This window comes from Tabrizicola sp. BL-A-41-H6 (genome assembly GCF_050632395.1).
Lineage (GTDB): Bacteria > Pseudomonadota > Alphaproteobacteria > Rhodobacterales > Rhodobacteraceae > JAUYQR01.
Genome location: NZ_CP192600.1, coordinates 2,533,047 through 2,549,450, shown reverse-complemented (window position 1 = coordinate 2,549,450; position 16,404 = coordinate 2,533,047). Strand labels below are relative to the sequence as shown.

Genomic DNA, 16,404 nt, shown 5'->3' with positions numbered 1-16,404 from the left:
GCCAGGGAAAGGGAACCGTCGGCGTGCTGGCCGCCGACGGTTGGTGGTGCAGCGGTTACTTCATCGCCGCATCAAGCGGGGCAAAGTACCAGAAGTCATCGAGGTTCAGCGTGGCCGGGTCGCCTTCAAGCTGGCCCGCCTCGACATACCATTCCATGTCGGCCTTCGCCGCCTCGCGGCCGCCGCCGTTCGGATCGTAAAGCCCACCGGCCACGGCTTCGGTGTAGAACCCGTCCAGTTCGGCCAGAACCTCTGCCGGAAGCTGGCCGATCGGGCCGTCCGGGTTGGTTTCGCGGCTGATGATCGTCGGGTCCTTGGCCATGTCGGTCCAGGTGCTGTGCAGCGCCTTGACGAGGATGTTCACGGCCTCTTCGTTCTCCTTGATCCAGTCGAGGTTGGCGAACAGCGCCTCGTCGCTGGCTTTCACTTCGAACATCGGCAGCGAATTGAACCGGTCGCCCGCTTCAGCGATGATCTTGTTGCGGTTCGACAGATCAAGGATGGTTGCATTGGCCTGACCGGCAAGCATTGCTGCCACGCGGTTGCCCGAACCCGGAACATAGGACCGCTCGCCGAACTTGATGCCTTCCTTCGTCTCGATCACATTGGCGATCGAATCCGTCCCGCCGCCGCGCGAATGCAGCATGATCGGCTGGCCGTCCAGATCCTTCAAGGTGTTGAATTCCTTGGTGGCGACCGGAAAGAACACCAGCTTCGACAGCTGGAAGATGATCCGCACCGGCGCTTTCGACCGCTGCATGGCGGCGTAAGGTGTGCCGAAGGCGATATCCATGTCGCCGCTGAGCACCGCCTGAATGGCAAGCTCTTCCTCTGCGAAGGCGGTCCACTCGTAATCCAGCCCGTTGGCCTTGGCGCGATCAAGCGCCACAAAGAAGGCCGCCATTTCGTCCGACGGCGGTTCGGCAAGGGCGATACGGATCGTCTCGGCCTGCGCGGCCGACACGGTCATGCTGGTCGCAAGGGCAACCCCTGCAAGTTTTGCAAAGAAGGCGTTCATGATTCTCCTCCCTGAGAATTCTGTCTACGTCCGGCTTTGCCCGGCAGGGCCTCCTGTCAGCCTTGAACCGGGCGGTCTTTCTGCTCTCACACCTCTCCGAAAAGTCGCTTCGCCACCGACCCCAGGTGCTTGCGCATCGCTTCATAGGCGGCGTGCGGATCGCGGCCCGCGATTGCGGCGGCGATGGCGTCGTGTTCGAGGAAACTCGAATGGTCGGGCGACGGACGCGCCGTTTCGCGCGTCACGCTGCCCCAGGCCACGGCGCGCCGCACTTCGTTCAACTGCTCGAACAGCGTCAGCAGCAACAGGTTGTCGCTGGCTTCTGCGACCGACCGATGGAACAGGTCATCCTGCAGCTCGTATTCGTTCCACGTGGTGGCGGCCTTGGCGCGTTCGATCGCGCGCTGCATCTTGCGCAGCGTCTCGCCCGATGCGTTGACCGCCGCCTCACGCGCAATGGCCGGCTCGATAGCAAGACGGGCACGCATCATCCGGAACGGAGTCAGCTGGCGGCCCAGCTCGACCATCGCGCTGGTCGTTCCCTTCGGCGGGCTGCCGTCGGTAACAAAGGTGCCCTTGCCGACATGGCGCCAGATCACCCCATCCCGCTCCAGCGCATCCAACGCCTTTCGCAGGGTTGCCCGCGACAGGCCCAGTTCGTCCGAAAGGTGCCGTTCGGGAGGCAATTTTCCGCCGCTGGCGTAGCCGCCATCGTGGATGAAGCCGCGCAGGCGGGCCACGGGATCGAGTGTTTCCAGCTCAGGCTCATCCATCGACCATTACCCCTAATTGGTCTACCAATCCTTCGGAAATACAGCCATAGCGTCTATCTTTTTGGAAATCAATCGTGAATTGGTTTATAATTGGCCTCAATTTTGGCGACCAAGCAGGATTGATTTTGCAAAAACACCGCGATAGGTTCCGCCCCAAGACCTTCCCTCAAGAGGTGGAAAATGACCGATTTCGTGATCCCAGCGCCACAGACCCCTTCGATTCCCGTCAGTGGTGGCGGGTCGTTCCCGGTGCGCCGCGTCTATTGCATCGGGCGCAACTACGCCGCCCACGCCGTCGAAATGGGGCACGACCCGGATCGCGAACCGCCGTTCTTCTTTCAAAAGAACCCGAACAACCTCGATTCGACCGGCGAGTTCCCTTATCCGCCGCACAGCCAGGACGTTCATCACGAGGTGGAACTGGTGGTCGCGCTGAAATCCGGCGGGTCGAACATCGCCATCGCCGACGCGCTGAACCACGTCTGGGGTTATGCCGTGTCGCTTGACATGACGCGCCGCGATCTTCAGGGCGAGGCCAAGAAGCAGGGCCGCCCGTGGGAAATCGGCAAGGCCTTTGAGCGGTCAGGCCCGGTCGGCCCGCTTTACCCCGCTTCGCAGGTCGGGCACCCCGACCAAGGCCGGATCGAACTGAAGGTCAACGGCGCGGTCCGGCAAGAGGGCGATCTGAACCAGATGATCTGGAAGGTGCCTGAAATGATCTCGTATCTGTCGGAATACTTTGAATTGCAGGCTGGCGACGTGATCATGGCCGGCACCCCCTCTGGCGTCGGTGCCGTGGTGCGCGGCGACACGATGGAGGCCGCCATCGATGGTCTGGGCACGCTGGTCGTCAAGGTCGTCTGACCGGCCGCGCGCCGCAAGAGTTGCCGCTTTCGCCGCACGTCCATGCGGTCTAGATTGCGCAAGAAGGGTCGGGCAGGGCAGCGCCTCCAGTCGCTGCCTTGCCCGATGCCATGATCGCAAAAGATAACAGCAGGGCCGTACATGACCGACCGTTCCGTTCCCGACATCGTCTTCACCAAGGTTGACGAAGCCCCCCAGCTTGCCTCGGCATCGCTCTTGCCGATCATCAAGTCCTTCGCTGCGGCGGCAGGGGTCACGGTCGGAACCCGCGACATTTCCCTTGCTGGACGCATCATCGGCGCATTTCCCGAACGGCTGACCCCCGCACAGCGCCAGGACGACGATCTGGCGGTTCTGGGCGCCTTGGTCACCACGCCCGAGGCGAACGTGATCAAGCTCCCGAACATCTCGGCTTCGGGGCCGCAACTGGTGGCGGCGATCAAGGAATTGCGGGGGCAGGGCTATGACCTGCCCGACTATCCCGAAACCCCGGCAACGCCCGAGGAAAAGGAAGCCCGCCGTCGCTATGACGCCATCAAGGGCTCGGCGGTGAACCCAGTCTTGCGCGAAGGCAACTCGGACCGTCGCGCCGCCGTCGCAGTGAAGAACTACGCCAAGGCCAACCCCCATTCGATGGGCGCATGGTCAGCCGGCAGCAAGACACATGTCTCCACCATGTCGGCGGGCGATTTCCGGTCGAACGAGAAATCGGTGACCATCAGTGCCGCGCAGGCTGGTCCGGCACGCATCGAACTGGTGGCCAACGACGGTTCGGTGACGGTGCTGAAAGACGGCGTCAGCTATCCCTCTGGCACGGTTGTCGATGCCACCTTCATGTCCGCCAAGGCTTTGCGGGCATTCCTTGAAGAACAGATCACCGCGTCAAAAGAGATGGGCGTGCTGTTCTCGATCCACCTCAAGGCCACGATGATGAAGGTCTCCGACCCGATCATTTTCGGCCATGCGGTCAAGGCCTTCCTCGCCCCCGTCTTCGACAAGCACGGCGATGCCCTTCGTGCCGCTGGCGTCGATGCAAACTCCGGCCTCGGCGCGCTCATGGACCGGGTCGCCACCATGCCCGATGCCGCCGCGATTGAGGCTGACATCACCGCCGTGGTGCAGGACCGCCCGCCGCTTTACATGGTGAACTCCGACAAGGGCATCACCAACCTGCATGTCCCGTCCGACGTGATCGTCGATGCCTCGATGCCCGCGCTGATCCGGGCGGGGGGCAAGGGTTGGGGGCCGGACGGCAAGGCCGCCGACACCAACTGCGTGATCCCCGACAGCTCTTATGCCACGATCTATGACGAGGCGATCACCTATTTCAAAAAGACCGGTGCGCTTGACCCGTCAACCGCCGGCACCGTGCAGAACATCGGCCTCATGGCGCAGAAGGCCGAAGAATACGGCTCGCACCCGACCACCTTTGAAATTCCGAAAGATGGCACCGTGCGTGTGATTGCTGCCAACGGCGATGTTCTCCACCAGCATGAGGTCAGCGCGGGCGACATCTGGCGCGCGGCCTCCACCCGCAAGGCCCCGATCGAAGACTGGGTCCGTCTGGCGATCGACCGCCAGAAGGCCGAAGGCTGTCAGGCGATCTTCTGGCTCGATGCAACCCGCCCGCACGACGCCGAGCTGATCAACTACGTAAAACCGATACTGGCGGCGGCAGGGGTGGCGGACAAATTCCAGATCCTCGCCCCGCGCGAGGCCACCCGCCTGTCCTTGGAAACCATCCGCAAGGGCGAAAACTCCATCGCCGTGTCAGGCAACGTGCTGCGCGACTATCTGACCGACCTGTTCCCGATCCTCGAACTTGGGACCTCTGCCAAGATGCTGTCGATCGTCAAGCTGATGAACGGCGGCGGCATGTTCGAAACCGGTGCCGGTGGCTCCGCCCCCAAGCACGTGCAGCAGCTGGTCGAGGAAAACCACCTGCGCTGGGATTCGCTGGGCGAATTCTGCGCGCTTGGCGAAAGTCTGAAATACCTCGGCGACTTCAAGGGCAACGCCAAGGCCCGCGTGCTGGGCAAGGCTGTCGGTGTCGCCACGCAAGGCGTTCTGGACCACGACAAATCGCCGAAGGGCAGGGTCGGCCAGACCGACAACCGCGACAGCCATTTCTATTTCGCGCTTTACTGGGCGCAGGCCCTCGCGGCGCAGACCGAAGACAAGGACCTTGCCGCGCATTTCGCGCCCATCGCCAAGGCGCTTGCGGACAACGAGGCCAGGATCATCGAAGAACTCGGTCGTGATCAGGGCAAGCCGGTGGATCTTGGCGGATACTATCACACCGACCCGGCAAAGACCGAAGCAGTGATGCGTCCGTCCCGAACCTTCGCAGACATCATCGGTTGATGCACCAAGGCCAAGGCCCGCCGGTTGCGGCGGGCCTTGTGCACATGATCGGCCTCCAACCCATCGATGGTAGGCATCAGAGCAGTCGCGTTCGCCCCGCCGTGCAACTTCAGCGATTAACCCCGCTCGCGCCTTCCTTCACCCGGCGCGTTCGTCCGCCACGATACTGCGCATGTCGTCCAGCGGCACATAACCGCGCAGCATGACACCGTTGATCACAAAGGTCGGCGTGCCGTTGATCTGCATGGTCTGCGCCAGCGCGTGGTTGGTGTCGATCACCGCCTTCACCTCGGGCGTTTCCATCTTCGCCAGCACTTCCGCGCCGTCATGGCCCAGGTCGGTCGCCAGCCGCGTCAGCACCTCGGGCGTCGGCTCGCCGCGCAGGGTGATCAACGCGTCATGCGCGGCCTTGTAGGCCTCGTCGCCGTGCAGCATCCGGACCGCGATCGCAAACTTCGACGAAATCGTCGAGCCTTCGCCAAGGATCGGGAATTCCTTCACGATGTAGCGGATGTTGCCGTCCGCGTTGACCAGCTCGTTCACCTCGTCATGCGCCTTGCGACAATAACCACAGCGGTAATCCATGAATTCCACCAGCGTCACATCGCCCGCCGGGTTGCCACCGACCCAGTCGTCGGTATCGGCAAACAGCGCCGCCGCGTTGGATTTCAGCAGTTGCGCATCCCGCTCGCCGGCGGCCATCTGGTCGCGGCGCTGCAATTCGTCCATCGCTTCGACCAGCACCTCGGGGTTCTCCAGCAGGTAGGCGCGCACCTCTTCGCGAAACTGCGTGCGCTCCTCGGCGGTCATCTCGCCCAGCCCGCCGGCAAGCGCTGAGGTGGCGTAAAGGCAGGTCGCAAGACCAAGGGCAAGGCGGCGCATGGGAAAAATCCTTCGGGTATCACGTTTGCGCCAGACCTTAGGGTGCGCGGCGGGGCAAGATCAAGCACAGCGCAGCGTCTCCCGCGAAAGTGATTTGCAGTGGGGCAGGCCCGCAAAGCCGAATTTACATTTGCGTGCCCCCGATGGATACCTGAGCCGATGATCGCCCTTGCCCGCCTTGCCTTGTGTATCCTGGCCCTTGCCAGCGTCCTCACCTTTGCCGGCCGGGCAGGGGCACAGGACCTTTCCGCCCTTGCCCGCTTCGATCCCGATGCCTCCTCGGTCGTCACCAAGGGCGACGAGACGCGCGTCACGCTGGCGCTCAGCCAGTCGGTGCCGTGGCGTGTGCGGCTACTGGATGCCCCCGCGCGCTTGGTTCTTGACGTGCGCGAGGTTGATTGGCGCGGCATCAACCGGCTGGTGATCAACGGCGCCGTCGGCGGCCTGCGCGCCGGCGTGTTCCGCCCCGGCTGGTCGCGGCTGGTGATCGACCTTGCCGGACCCACCCAGATCGCGGTCGCCGACATGGTCACCACCGATGGCAGCGCGAAAATCCGCCTGACCCTGCGACCGACCGACGCCGCCAGCTTTGCCACCGCCGCAGCCCGCCCCGAACCGCCCGAATGGGCGCCACCCAGCCCCGCAAACCTGCCGCGCGCCGAACGCCGTGGCGCTGGCCCCATCGTCGTTGTGCTTGACCCCGGTCATGGCGGCATCGACCCCGGCGCCGAACGCGACGGCCATACCGAGGCCGCGCTGATGCTGACCTTCGCGCGCGAACTGAAAGACCTGCTGCTGCGCGACGGCCGCTTTACCGTGGTCATGACGCGCGACGAGGACGTCTTCGTCCCCCTCGAAGCCCGCATTTCCATCGCCCGCGAAGCTCAGGCCGATCTGTTCCTCTCGCTCCACGCCGACGCGTTGTCGGAAGGCGAGGCGCAAGGGTCCACCGTCTACAACCTCTCCGCCGACGCGTCCGACGAAGCCGCCGCCGCGCTGGCCGAACGCCACGACCGTGACGATCTGCTGGCCGGCATCGACCTGACCGCGCAGGACGATCTGGTGGCCGAGGTGCTTATGGACATGGCCCGCACCGAAACCGCGCCCCGCACCGACCGGCTGGCCGACAGTCTGGTGGCCGCGATCAAGGGGGCAGGGCTCAAGATGCACCGCCACCCGCGCCAGCAGGCCGGGTTTTCGGTGCTGAAATCGCCGGATATCCCCTCGCTCTTGCTGGAAGTGGGGTTCCTGTCCTCGGCCCGCGACCTCAAGCGGATCACCGACCCCAAGTGGCGCGCCCAGATGGCCGAGGCGGTCCTGCAAGGCATCCTCATCTGGTCCGAGGCCGACGCAGCCGTCCGCGCCGTCGCCGCGCCGTGATGTGGCAAACGGGGGCGAACTGTCGCTCCTGTGATCGTCCCGCAGCGTCCAAGGTTTTGACCTGCCGCCGCGTCTGGTATACTGCGACCATGCAATCTTCAGGAGTGCTCTTTGCTTAGGTTCATCGGTTCGGTCTTGGGCGGAATTTTCACCACGCTGACGCTGGGGATGTTGTTCGCTGGCCTGACGTTGGGCGCGATCTTCTACATGTATGGCCGCGACCTGCCCAGCCACGAAAACCTCGCGCAATACACCCCCGCCACGATCAGCCGGATCTATTCCGGTGAAGGCCGCATCATCGACGAATTCGCCAAGGAACGCCGCCTGTTCGTGCCCAGCGAAGATATTCCAGAACTGGTGAAAGACGCCTTCGTCTCGGCCGAAGACAAGAACTTTTACACCCACCACGGCTATGACGCGCGCGGCATGGTGGCTGCCTTGGTCGAAGCGGTGCAATCGCGCGGCGAATCCATGCGCGGTGCGTCCACCATCACCCAGCAGGTGATGAAGAACTTTCTTCTGGACGGCAGCCGCTCGATCGAACGCAAGATCAAGGAAATCATCCTCGCCACCCGGCTGGAGCAGACGCTGTCCAAGGACAAGATCCTCGAACTCTACCTGAACGAGATTTTCCTCGGCAAGAACTCCTACGGTGTCGCCGCTGCCTCGCAGACCTACTTCAACAAGCCGCTCTCGGCGCTCGCCCCGCACGAAGCCGCGATGCTGGCCGCGATGCCACAGGCTCCGGGCAAGTATGACCCCGTGACCGCCAAGGAACGCGTCACCGAACGGCGCAACTACGTGCTGCGCGAGATGTGGCAGAACGGCTATATCGACGAGGCGACCTACCTGTCGGAAAAGGAGCAACCGCTTCGCTCGGTGCAGAACGGCGATTTCGAAGCCTTCCGCGAGGCGCTGCCGCCGCGCAGCTACTTCACCGATGAAATCCGCCGCCAGCTTTCCGGCACCTTCGGCGAGGATGAGTTCTTCTCGGGCGGCCTGACGATCCGCGCCACTGTCGACCCCGACCTGCAAGACGCCGCCGCCGACGCCTTGCGCGCCGAACTGGAAAAGTTCGACCGCGGGCAGGGCGTCTGGCGCGGCACGGGCCAGACCCTCCCATCCGAGGCGCTGACGTCCGAAGATGCCTGGCGCACCGCCCTTGCCGCCCTGCAAGTGCCGCGCGACGTCAAGACATGGTTCCCCGCCGTGGTGTTGGAGGTTGGCGAAAACAACGCCCGCCTCGGCATCGAAGGCGTGGCAAACGATGAAGACGGCCATTTCATCCCCGCCGAAGACGTGACCTGGGCCCGCAAGCGCCTGGCCGATGGCAGCCTTGCCAAAAAGGCCAAGGTCGCCGGCGATCTGGTGTCGGTAGGCGATGTCGTCCTCGTCCGCGCCGTCACCAACGACGACGGCACCTTCAAGCGCTGGTCGCTGCGTCAGGTCCCCGAAGTGCAGGGCGCCTTTATGGCGATGGACGTCAACACCGGCCGCGTCCTTGCCATGCAGGGCGGCTTTTCCTATCAGGACTCGGTTTTCAACCGCACCACCCAAGCCACCCGCCAACCCGGCTCCAGCTTCAAACCCTTCGTCTACGCCGCCGCCCTCGACAGCGGTTTCACCCCCGCCACCATCGTCGTCGACGCCCCGATCGAGATCGACACTCCCCAAGGCCTCTGGACGCCAAAGAACGCCTCGAACAAATACTATGGCCCCGCGCCCCTGCGCACCGGGATCGAGCAGTCGCGCAACCTGATGACCATCCGCATCGCGCAGGAAATCACCATGCGCACTGTCGCCGGCTACGCCGAACGCTTCGGCGTCTACGACCGGATGAACCCGTTCCTCGCCAATGCGCTTGGCGCGCAGGAAACCACGCTGTTCAAGATGGTCGCCGCCTATTCCATGTTTGCCAACGGCGGCGAACGCGTCGAACCCACCCTCGTCGACAGGGTGCAAGACCGCTTCGGCAACACCATCTACCGCCACGACCAGCGTATCTGCGCCGATTGCACCGCCTCCAACCTGCCTCGGGGGCAGGGCGTGTCGATCAACAGCAACCGCGAACGCGTGATCAACGCGATCACCGCCTACCAGCTCACTTCGATGATGGAAGGGGTCGTGCAGCGCGGCACCGCGCGCGGCATCAACCTGCCGGTTCCGGTGGCCGGCAAGACCGGCACCACCAACGACGCGAAAGACGTCTGGTTCATCGGTTACACCTCGAACATCGCCGCCGGCTGCTACATCGGCTACGACCAGCCCCGCACGCTTGCCGACAACGCTTCGGGCGGTGGCTATTGCGGGCCGGTGTTCCAGCAGTTCATGCAGACCGCAATCAAGAAATACGGCGGCGGTGAATTCCGCGTGCCCCCTGGCGGCTATTTCCTGAAGATCGACCGTTTCACCGGCCAGCAACTGCCCGATGACGCCGTCGGTGACAATGTCGTCGCCGAATACTTCCGTCAGGGCGAAGAGCCGATCTTCGGCCTCGGCGCGATGGTCGACGGCGGCTTTGCAATGGGCGAGAACCTGCCGCTCTTTGCCTACGGCGAAACCGATGGCGGTGCCAGCAGCGCCACCGTCACCAATGCCGAAGGCGAGACCGTGGTCGTCCCGAAAAAGGCCGATTTCGGCACTGTCTCTTCGGGCGGCCTTTACTGACCCCGCCATCCCGCAACAGCCCGCACCCTTGCCGGGGCGCGGGCTTGCCGTTATGACCGCCCGCTGAACCACCCCCCCAACCGAACTACTCCCGCCAGGATCACCAGATGCGCGCCGAAACCCAATCCAACATCGAAGCGATCCAGAAATCGCTCAAGCTTCTGGCGCAGCGGATGGATTGGGAAACCGCCCCGCACCGGCTGGAAGAATTCGACGCGATGATCGAGGCGCCGGATCTCTGGAACGACCCGGCCAAGGCACAAAAGCTGATGCGTGACCGTCAGGCGCTGATGGATGCGGTCTCGACCTACAAGATGATCGAAGCAGGCCTCAAGGATAACGTCGAACTCATCGAACTGGGCGAAGCCGAAGGCGACGCCGAGATCGTCACCGAAGCCGAAGCCGCCCTGACCGAGCTTACCAAGACCGCCGCCGCCAAGGAACTGGAAGCCCTCCTGAACGGCGAAGCCGATGGCAACGACACCTTCCTTGAAATCAACGCCGGCGCAGGCGGCACCGAAAGCTGCGACTGGGCCTCTATGCTGGCGCGGATGTATGTCCGCTGGGCGGAAAAGCGCGGCTTCACCGTCGAACTTCAATCGGAATCCGAAGGCGACGGCGCAGGCATCAAGTCGGCCTCCTACAAGATTTCCGGCAAGAATGCCTACGGCTGGCTGAAGTCCGAGGCCGGCGTCCATCGTCTTGTCCGCATCTCGCCCTACGACAGCGCCGCGCGTCGCCACACCTCATTCTGTTCGGTCTGGGTCTACCCCGTCGTCGACGACAACATCGAAATCGACGTGCAGGACAAGGACATCCGCATCGACACGTTCCGCTCCTCCGGTGCCGGTGGCCAGCACGTCAACAAGACCGACTCTGCCGTCCGCATCACCCACTTCCCCTCTGGGATCGTGGTCACCTCATCCTTGAAATCGCAGCACCAGAACCGCGACATCGCGATGAAGGCGCTGAAATCCCGCCTCTACCAGATCGAACTCGACAAGCGGAACGCCGCGATCAACGAGGCGCATGAAAACAAGGGCGACGCAGGCTGGGGCAACCAGATCCGCTCCTACGTCCTGCAGCCCTACCAGATGGTCAAGGACCTGCGCACCGGCTATGAAACCTCCGACACCGCCGGGGTGCTTGACGGCGATCTTGACGGCTTCATGTCGGCCACCCTCGCGCTCAATGCCAGCGGCAAGAAGCGCGGCGATTTCGGCGGCGACCTCGACTGATCCTCGATCTTGCCAGACGGCTCGCTTGGGGCGTAACCTCGGGCAATGACCACGCTCGCCCCGCCTGCAACGCCCGAGGTCAATGAACTTGACCTTCCCGATCTGCGCCAAAGCCTTGCCCTCGGCTGGCGCGATTTCACCCGCGCGCCGCTCTACGGTATGGCCTTCGCGGCGGTCTATGTGCTTGGCGGCTGGCTGATCGTCTGGGCGATGACCGCCAAGGGCCAGATCTGGTGGACGCTGCCCGCCAGCGCCGGTTTCCCGATCCTCGGGCCCTTCATCGCCTGCGGATTCTACGAAATCTCGCGCAGACTGGAGACGGGCGAGCCTCTGCGCGCCGGCGAGATCTTCGGCGTGATCTTCCGCCAGAAAGACCGCCAGATCCCCTCCATCGCCGCCGTGATCGTGGTGTTCTTCCTGTTCTGGAATTTCCTCGCCCACATGATCTTCGCGCTGTTCCTTGGACGCGCGACTATGACCAACGTCTCGTCCTCGCTGACCATCTTCACCACGCCTGAAGGCATAGCGATGCTGGCTGTCGGCACCATCGTCGGCGCAATCTTCGCCACGCTTCTGTTCAGCCTCACCGTGGTCAGTCTGCCGATGCTTCTGGACCGCGAGGTCGATTTCGTCACCGCCATGCTGAAAAGCTTTGCCTTGGTGCAGGAAAACCCGGTCCTGATGCTCGGCTGGGGCGCAATGATCGCCGTGATCCTGTTTGTGGCGATGCTACCGTGGTTCCTTGGCCTTTTCCTTGCGCTGCCGGTCCTTGGCCACGCAACATGGCACCTTTACCGCCGCGCCATCACCTGACGCGCCGCACCGAGGCCAGCGCCAACGCTGCCGCCAGCCCCGCCGCCAGTGCTGCCGCCGTCGACCCGATTGCCGCGACATGCCCGAACGCGGCCCCCGTTGCCGCCAGATGCGCCGCATCACCACCCGGCAGGCCAAACCCCGGCAGCGCCTCACCCGTCGGCCCGTAATAGCTCGCCGCCAACCTCCCCAGCAGCGCCACCGCGATCAGCCCCGCCACCCGCGCCACTGCGTTGTTGATCCCAGACGCCGCGCCCTGTTCGCCGTCCTGCACCTCTGCCATCACCGCCGCCGTCAATGGCGCCACCACCAGCCCCAGCCCAACGCCCGCCACCGCCATCAGCGGCACCACCTCGCGCCAGAACGCTGCCCCGACCGCCACGACCGCCAGTCCGCCATACGCCGTTGCCACCAGCGCCGACCCCGCCGCCATCAACGGTGCCGGGCCAACCCGGTCCGCCCACCGCCCCGCCTGCGCCGAAAGAAGCCCGATCAGCACGGAAATCGGCACGAACGCCGCCGTCACTTCGAACTCGTTTACGCCCCAAGCCGTCACCGCCGTCATCGGCAGGTAGAACATCACCCCGTTCAGCGCGAAGTATAATACCAGCGTCACCGCGTTCGTCATCGCAAACGCCCGGTTACGAAACAGCCCCAGCCGGATCATCGGGGCAGGGGTCCGCGCCTCCCACAGCAGAAACAACACCAGCGCAAGCGCCGCCGCCAGCCCCACCGCCATCCCCGTCTCCGCCACCGTCAGCGCATAGGCCATCAGCCCCAGCCCCAGCGTCGCCAGTGCCGCCCCCACAAGATCAACCCGCACACCCGGTTGGCCCACGTCGGCCAGCACCCGGCCCCGCAGCAACCACACCGCAACCAACCCCAACGGCAGGTTCAGCCCGAAGATCATCCGCCACCCGGCCTCGCCACCCCAATGGATCAAGACCCCGCCCAGCACCGGCCCCAGCGCGGTCGTCGCCGTCGAAGCCGCCGCCCACAGCCCCAAGGCCCGACCGCGTTCCGCCCGTGGGTAGGCGCGCGAGATGATCGCCATAGACCCCGGCACCATCAGCGCCGCCCCGATCCCCTTGGCCGCCCGCGCCGCGATCATCTGGCTTGGGTCCATCGCAAAAGCGCAGGCGATCGACCCGGCCACGAACACCCAGATGCCCCAGACAAACACCCGCGCCGTGCCGAACCGGTCGCCCGCCGCACCCCCGGCCAGCACCAGCGATGACAGCACCAGAAGATACGCCGCGTTGATCCACTGCGCTTCCACCAGACTGGCGCCAAGCGCTGTGCGCATCGCCGGTATCGCAATCGAGGTGACCGACGAATCGATGAACCCCATCGACGACGCCAGAATCGCCGCCCACAGGATCAGCGTCCGATCCTCGGGCCGGCAAAAGGAAACGGGCACCGGATCTCCCGGTGCCCGCATGAACTTCCCGTTCGTCACAATGGTATCAGCCCGCGTCCCCGGCAGCCGTCAGCGCATCAGGCCGCATCGACGGCATCATGGCACTGGTCACCCGGCCATTGGCCAACGGGTCTTCCTGCCGCTGAACCGAGCCTTCGAAGTGGGCACCCGATTCAATTGCAATGGTCTTGTGGATGATGTCGCCCTCGACCCGCGCGGTCGACGTCAGGCGCACCTTCAGCCCCCGGACCCGGCCGATCACGCGGCCATTGACGACGATGTCGTCGGCCACAATCTCGCCCCGGATGGTGGCGCTTTCGCCGACGGTCAGCAGATGCGCGCGGATGTCGCCCTCGACCGTGCCTTCAACCTGAATGTCGCCCGTGGTGCGCAGGTTGCCCACCACCGTCAAATCCGACGACAGGACCGAGGCGACAACCTTGCCCTTCGGTGCCGAAGGGGTGAACTCCATCGAAGGTTTCGACATCATGGGGGCCTCCGGGGCTTTTGGCTTCTCAGCTTCAGCCTTCGGGCCGGGCTCGTTGATGCGGCTCTTAGAAAACATTTTTCCCTGCCTTTATGAAGGTCATCGGGTTCACGGCTTCGCCGCTCAGACGGACCTCGTAGTGAAGATGCGTGCCGGTGGACCGGCCTGAATTGCCCATATCACCGATCCTGTCGCCGCGCGATACCCTTTGTCCCACTTCGACGCGGATCTGGCTCAGATGGCCGTAGCGGGTTTCGATCCCGAACTCGTGCTTGATCTTCACCAGACGGCCATAGCCGTTGTCCCATCCGGCGTGAACGATCACCCCGTCGGCGGTGGCGTAGACCGGGGTGCCATAGGCGCCCGCCATGTCGGTGCCCTCATGCATCCGGGTGCCGTAACCCTTGGGGTCCTTGCGGTAGCCAAAGCCGCTGGTCCAGCGAAAGCTGTCCTTCAGCGGCATCGCAAACGGCGTCTTGAACGCGGCGATCCGGTAGAGGTTCATCCGGTCAAGCCCGCCCAGTATCTCGTTCGCCCGCGCTTCTTCGGCCGACAGCCCGCCACCCGAGGTAGACACCGAAATCGGCGTCAGCGGCCCGCCCTGTCCCGAATAGCCCTTCCGAACCGTATCCAGCAGGTCCTCAGGTGACATGCCCGCCTCGCGAAACATGTTGTCCAAAGGCTCCATCGAAATGGTGACTGCCTCTTCCAGCTTGGTGAAGATCGCATCGTTGCGCAGTTCAAGGTCGCGCTTTTCGGCCACGACCGCCTCGGTTTCTTGCCGCGCGGCTGCCACCTCGGTCTGCATCGCGTCGCGTTCCTCGGCCGTTTCGCCCAGCGCCCCGGTCAGGATCTCCAGCGTCGCCACCGTATCGGCGGCGCGGCCCATTTCGGTGGCCCCGCCGACCTGCTCGTTCAGCGCCAGCACGGCGCGATCAGCCTCGGCGCGGGCTTCGTCACGTTCCTTGATGGTGCGGCGCAGTGTGTTCTGGATCACGTCGATCCCAGTTTCCAACTCGCGCCGCCGATCCTCAGACGCCAGAAGGCGCTCCTGCATGTCCGACACCTGCGCCAGCGCGGTGTTGAAGCGCTCCTGCGCCCGCGCGGCCTCTTCGGCACGCAGGTCGCGGTCGGCAGAGAGGTCATTCAGCCGTGTCTCGTACATCGCCTGCTGGCGGGCGGATTGTTCGCGCGAAGATCCCGCACCAATGCTGTCCATCATGATCAGGGCGGTCGCCACGATGGTCCAGGCCAAGGCCAGCGTGCCCGCCACCAGCGCCAGCGCCTGGGTCGAAGACCGAAGCCGGATGAACCGTGTGTCGGTATCGGATTTCAGGAACAGCCGCTGCTCGGGCAGATAATGTTCGAGCTGGTGGTGGATCCGATAGGCGAAGCGCGTCAGCACGTTGCAGTCATCCTGTGGTCTCCCCGAAATCACGGGCCATGAAACGGGTGTCGAGTGGCACAACCCCGTGAAGGCTGGTCCTGATTAGCCAGCCCGTTGCAAGCTCGCAACATTTTTGACCACGGAACGGCAATATCCGCTGGTCTTCGTGTGTGAGTAGGCAACAATCCGCCGATCAACCTAGGGTAGAACGTCGGATTTCGCCGTCCTGTCCGCCGCTTCCCCAACCAGAGGCCAGTAGAAATCCGGCGGTATCCCGGCTTCGGCGCGCTTGGCTTCATTGAAGGGCGGCTTCAGCCCGCCGTGGAAATAGCGCCGCACCAGCGTGTGGAACACGTCCTTCGGATCGCTTGCGTCCCGCCCGCACAGCCAGTTGAACCATTTCGAGCCAAAGGCGACATGCGCAACTTCCTCGCCATAGATCACCTCTAGCGCCGCCACCGCCCCCGCGTCGCCCGCCTTGCGAAACACCTCGATCATCCCCGGCGTCACGTCCAACCCGCGCGCTTCCAGCACCATCGGCACCACGGCAAGACGCCCCAGCAGGTCTTCCGCCGTGTCCTCTGCCGCGCGCCACATCCCGGCATGGGCGGGCAGCGCGCCGTAATGGCTTCCCATTGCTTCAAGGCAATCGCAGATCAGGTTGAAATGCTTGGCCTCGTCATCCGCTGCCTTGACCCAGTCGTCATAGAACCCGGCAGGCATCGGTGTATCGGCGAAGCGTGCGATGATGTCCCAATGCAGGTCGACCGCGTTCAGTTCGATATGCGCCACCGCATGCAACAACGCGGTGCGCCCCTCCACCGACCCCGGCCTGCGGCGCGGCACATCCCTCGGTGACAGCAGTTCGGGGCGTTCGGGGCGGGCAGGGCGCAAGGGTGGCGCGGCCCGGCCAACCGCCAGCGGCGTGCCGGCAGCGCGGGCCGCAAACCACGCCGCCGCATGACGCCGACCAAGCGCAGTCTTGGCGCGCCCGTCGGCGGTTGTCAGCACCTCGACCGCCATCTCAGCCAGCGATGCTGCCATCCTTCAGTCCCTCGGTCCTGACCCCGGCGCGGCGCGAAAGGTTAACAATCCCTTCACGCCGCACCGC

The 16,404-nt window shown here is 64.4% G+C and carries 13 protein-coding genes; 6 read left to right on the top strand and 7 right to left on the bottom strand.

The annotated features are described in order from the left end of the window. Positions 1–55: 55 nt before the first annotated feature. Complete coding sequence (locus tag ACROUL_RS12470) at positions 56–1,018, bottom strand: ABC transporter substrate-binding protein (protein WP_431299793.1); 963 nt, start codon at positions 1,016–1,018, stop codon at positions 56–58. Between the two features lie 86 nt (positions 1,019–1,104). Then, on the bottom strand, positions 1,105–1,791 hold the full coding sequence (locus ACROUL_RS12465; RefSeq protein ID WP_431299792.1) for a FadR/GntR family transcriptional regulator: 687 nt from the start codon (positions 1,789–1,791) through the stop codon (positions 1,105–1,107). Positions 1,792–1,971: 180 nt separating this feature from the next. Here ACROUL_RS12465 and ACROUL_RS12460 point away from each other — a divergent pair, with 180 nt between their 5' ends. Together ACROUL_RS12460 and ACROUL_RS12455 are read left to right on the top strand one after the other, a co-directional pair. Continuing rightward, positions 1,972–2,655, top strand: coding sequence for a fumarylacetoacetate hydrolase family protein (locus ACROUL_RS12460; protein WP_431299791.1), 684 nt, complete (start codon positions 1,972–1,974; stop codon positions 2,653–2,655). 141 nt (positions 2,656–2,796) lie between these two features. After that, positions 2,797–5,019 carry an NADP-dependent isocitrate dehydrogenase gene (locus ACROUL_RS12455; RefSeq protein WP_431299790.1) on the top strand — a complete coding sequence of 741 codons (2,223 nt, stop codon included), beginning with the start codon at positions 2,797–2,799 and terminating at the stop codon, positions 5,017–5,019. Positions 5,020–5,157: 138 nt separating this feature from the next. Here ACROUL_RS12455 and ACROUL_RS12450 read toward each other — a convergent pair whose 3' ends face one another. Beyond that, entirely contained in the window at positions 5,158–5,901 is a 744-nt protein-coding gene (locus ACROUL_RS12450) for a DsbA family protein (protein ID WP_431299789.1), read from the bottom strand. A gap of 159 nt (positions 5,902–6,060) precedes the next feature. On the opposite strand from ACROUL_RS12450, the gene ACROUL_RS12445 reads away from it, so the two are divergent. The 4 genes from ACROUL_RS12445 (at position 6,061) to ACROUL_RS12430 (ending at position 11,999) form a co-directional block, all read left to right on the top strand. Further along, complete coding sequence (locus tag ACROUL_RS12445) at positions 6,061–7,281, top strand: N-acetylmuramoyl-L-alanine amidase (protein WP_431299788.1); 1,221 nt, start codon at positions 6,061–6,063, stop codon at positions 7,279–7,281. A gap of 111 nt (positions 7,282–7,392) precedes the next feature. Next, positions 7,393–9,948 carry a penicillin-binding protein 1A gene (locus ACROUL_RS12440; protein WP_431299787.1) on the top strand — a complete coding sequence of 852 codons (2,556 nt, stop codon included), beginning with the start codon at positions 7,393–7,395 and terminating at the stop codon, positions 9,946–9,948. Between the two features lie 107 nt (positions 9,949–10,055). Continuing rightward, positions 10,056–11,186, top strand: coding sequence for a peptide chain release factor 2 (prfB, locus tag ACROUL_RS12435; RefSeq protein ID WP_431299786.1), 1,131 nt, complete (start codon positions 10,056–10,058; stop codon positions 11,184–11,186). Positions 11,187–11,231: 45 nt separating this feature from the next. Next, positions 11,232–11,999 (top strand): DUF2189 domain-containing protein, encoded by a 768-nt coding sequence (locus ACROUL_RS12430; protein ID WP_431299785.1) that lies wholly within the window; start codon positions 11,232–11,234, stop codon positions 11,997–11,999. Here the strand turns inward: ACROUL_RS12430 and ACROUL_RS12425 are convergent. The 4 genes from ACROUL_RS12425 to ACROUL_RS12410 form a co-directional block, all read right to left on the bottom strand. Further along, on the bottom strand, positions 11,992–13,419 hold the full coding sequence (locus ACROUL_RS12425) for an MFS transporter (RefSeq protein ID WP_431299784.1): 1,428 nt from the start codon (positions 13,417–13,419) through the stop codon (positions 11,992–11,994). The genes ACROUL_RS12430 and ACROUL_RS12425 overlap by 8 nt on opposite strands. Positions 13,420–13,465: 46 nt before the next feature. Next, positions 13,466–13,984 (bottom strand): bactofilin family protein, encoded by a 519-nt coding sequence (locus ACROUL_RS12420; protein WP_431299783.1) that lies wholly within the window; start codon positions 13,982–13,984, stop codon positions 13,466–13,468. Further along, the gene (locus ACROUL_RS12415) at positions 13,974–15,311 is read right to left on the bottom strand and encodes a DUF5930 domain-containing protein (protein ID WP_431299782.1); all 1,338 of its coding nucleotides are present in this window, start codon (positions 15,309–15,311) and stop codon (positions 13,974–13,976) included. The genes ACROUL_RS12420 and ACROUL_RS12415 overlap by 11 nt, the downstream gene beginning before the upstream one ends. A gap of 180 nt (positions 15,312–15,491) precedes the next feature. Next, a complete protein-coding gene (locus ACROUL_RS12410) occupies positions 15,492–16,337 on the bottom strand; it encodes a ferritin-like domain-containing protein (RefSeq protein ID WP_431299781.1) in 846 nt (281 codons plus the stop codon). Positions 16,338–16,404: the final 67 nt, after the last annotated feature.

Coding starts and splice junctions, on each gene's coding strand:
- ACROUL_RS12470 (WP_431299793.1), bottom strand. CDS start 1,018: ATGAACGCCTTCTTTGCAAAACTTGCAGGGGTTGCCCTTGCGACCAGC.
- ACROUL_RS12465 (WP_431299792.1), bottom strand. CDS start 1,791: ATGGATGAGCCTGAGCTGGAAACACTCGATCCCGTGGCCCGCCTGCGC.
- ACROUL_RS12460 (WP_431299791.1), top strand. CDS start 1,972: ATGACCGATTTCGTGATCCCAGCGCCACAGACCCCTTCGATTCCCGTC.
- ACROUL_RS12455 (WP_431299790.1), top strand. CDS start 2,797: ATGACCGACCGTTCCGTTCCCGACATCGTCTTCACCAAGGTTGACGAA.
- ACROUL_RS12450 (WP_431299789.1), bottom strand. CDS start 5,901: ATGCGCCGCCTTGCCCTTGGTCTTGCGACCTGCCTTTACGCCACCTCA.
- ACROUL_RS12445 (WP_431299788.1), top strand. CDS start 6,061: ATGATCGCCCTTGCCCGCCTTGCCTTGTGTATCCTGGCCCTTGCCAGC.
- prfB (WP_431299786.1), top strand. CDS start 10,056: ATGCGCGCCGAAACCCAATCCAACATCGAAGCGATCCAGAAATCGCTC.
- ACROUL_RS12430 (WP_431299785.1), top strand. CDS start 11,232: ATGACCACGCTCGCCCCGCCTGCAACGCCCGAGGTCAATGAACTTGAC.
- ACROUL_RS12420 (WP_431299783.1), bottom strand. CDS start 13,984: ATGTTTTCTAAGAGCCGCATCAACGAGCCCGGCCCGAAGGCTGAAGCT.
- ACROUL_RS12410 (WP_431299781.1), bottom strand. CDS start 16,337: ATGGCAGCATCGCTGGCTGAGATGGCGGTCGAGGTGCTGACAACCGCC.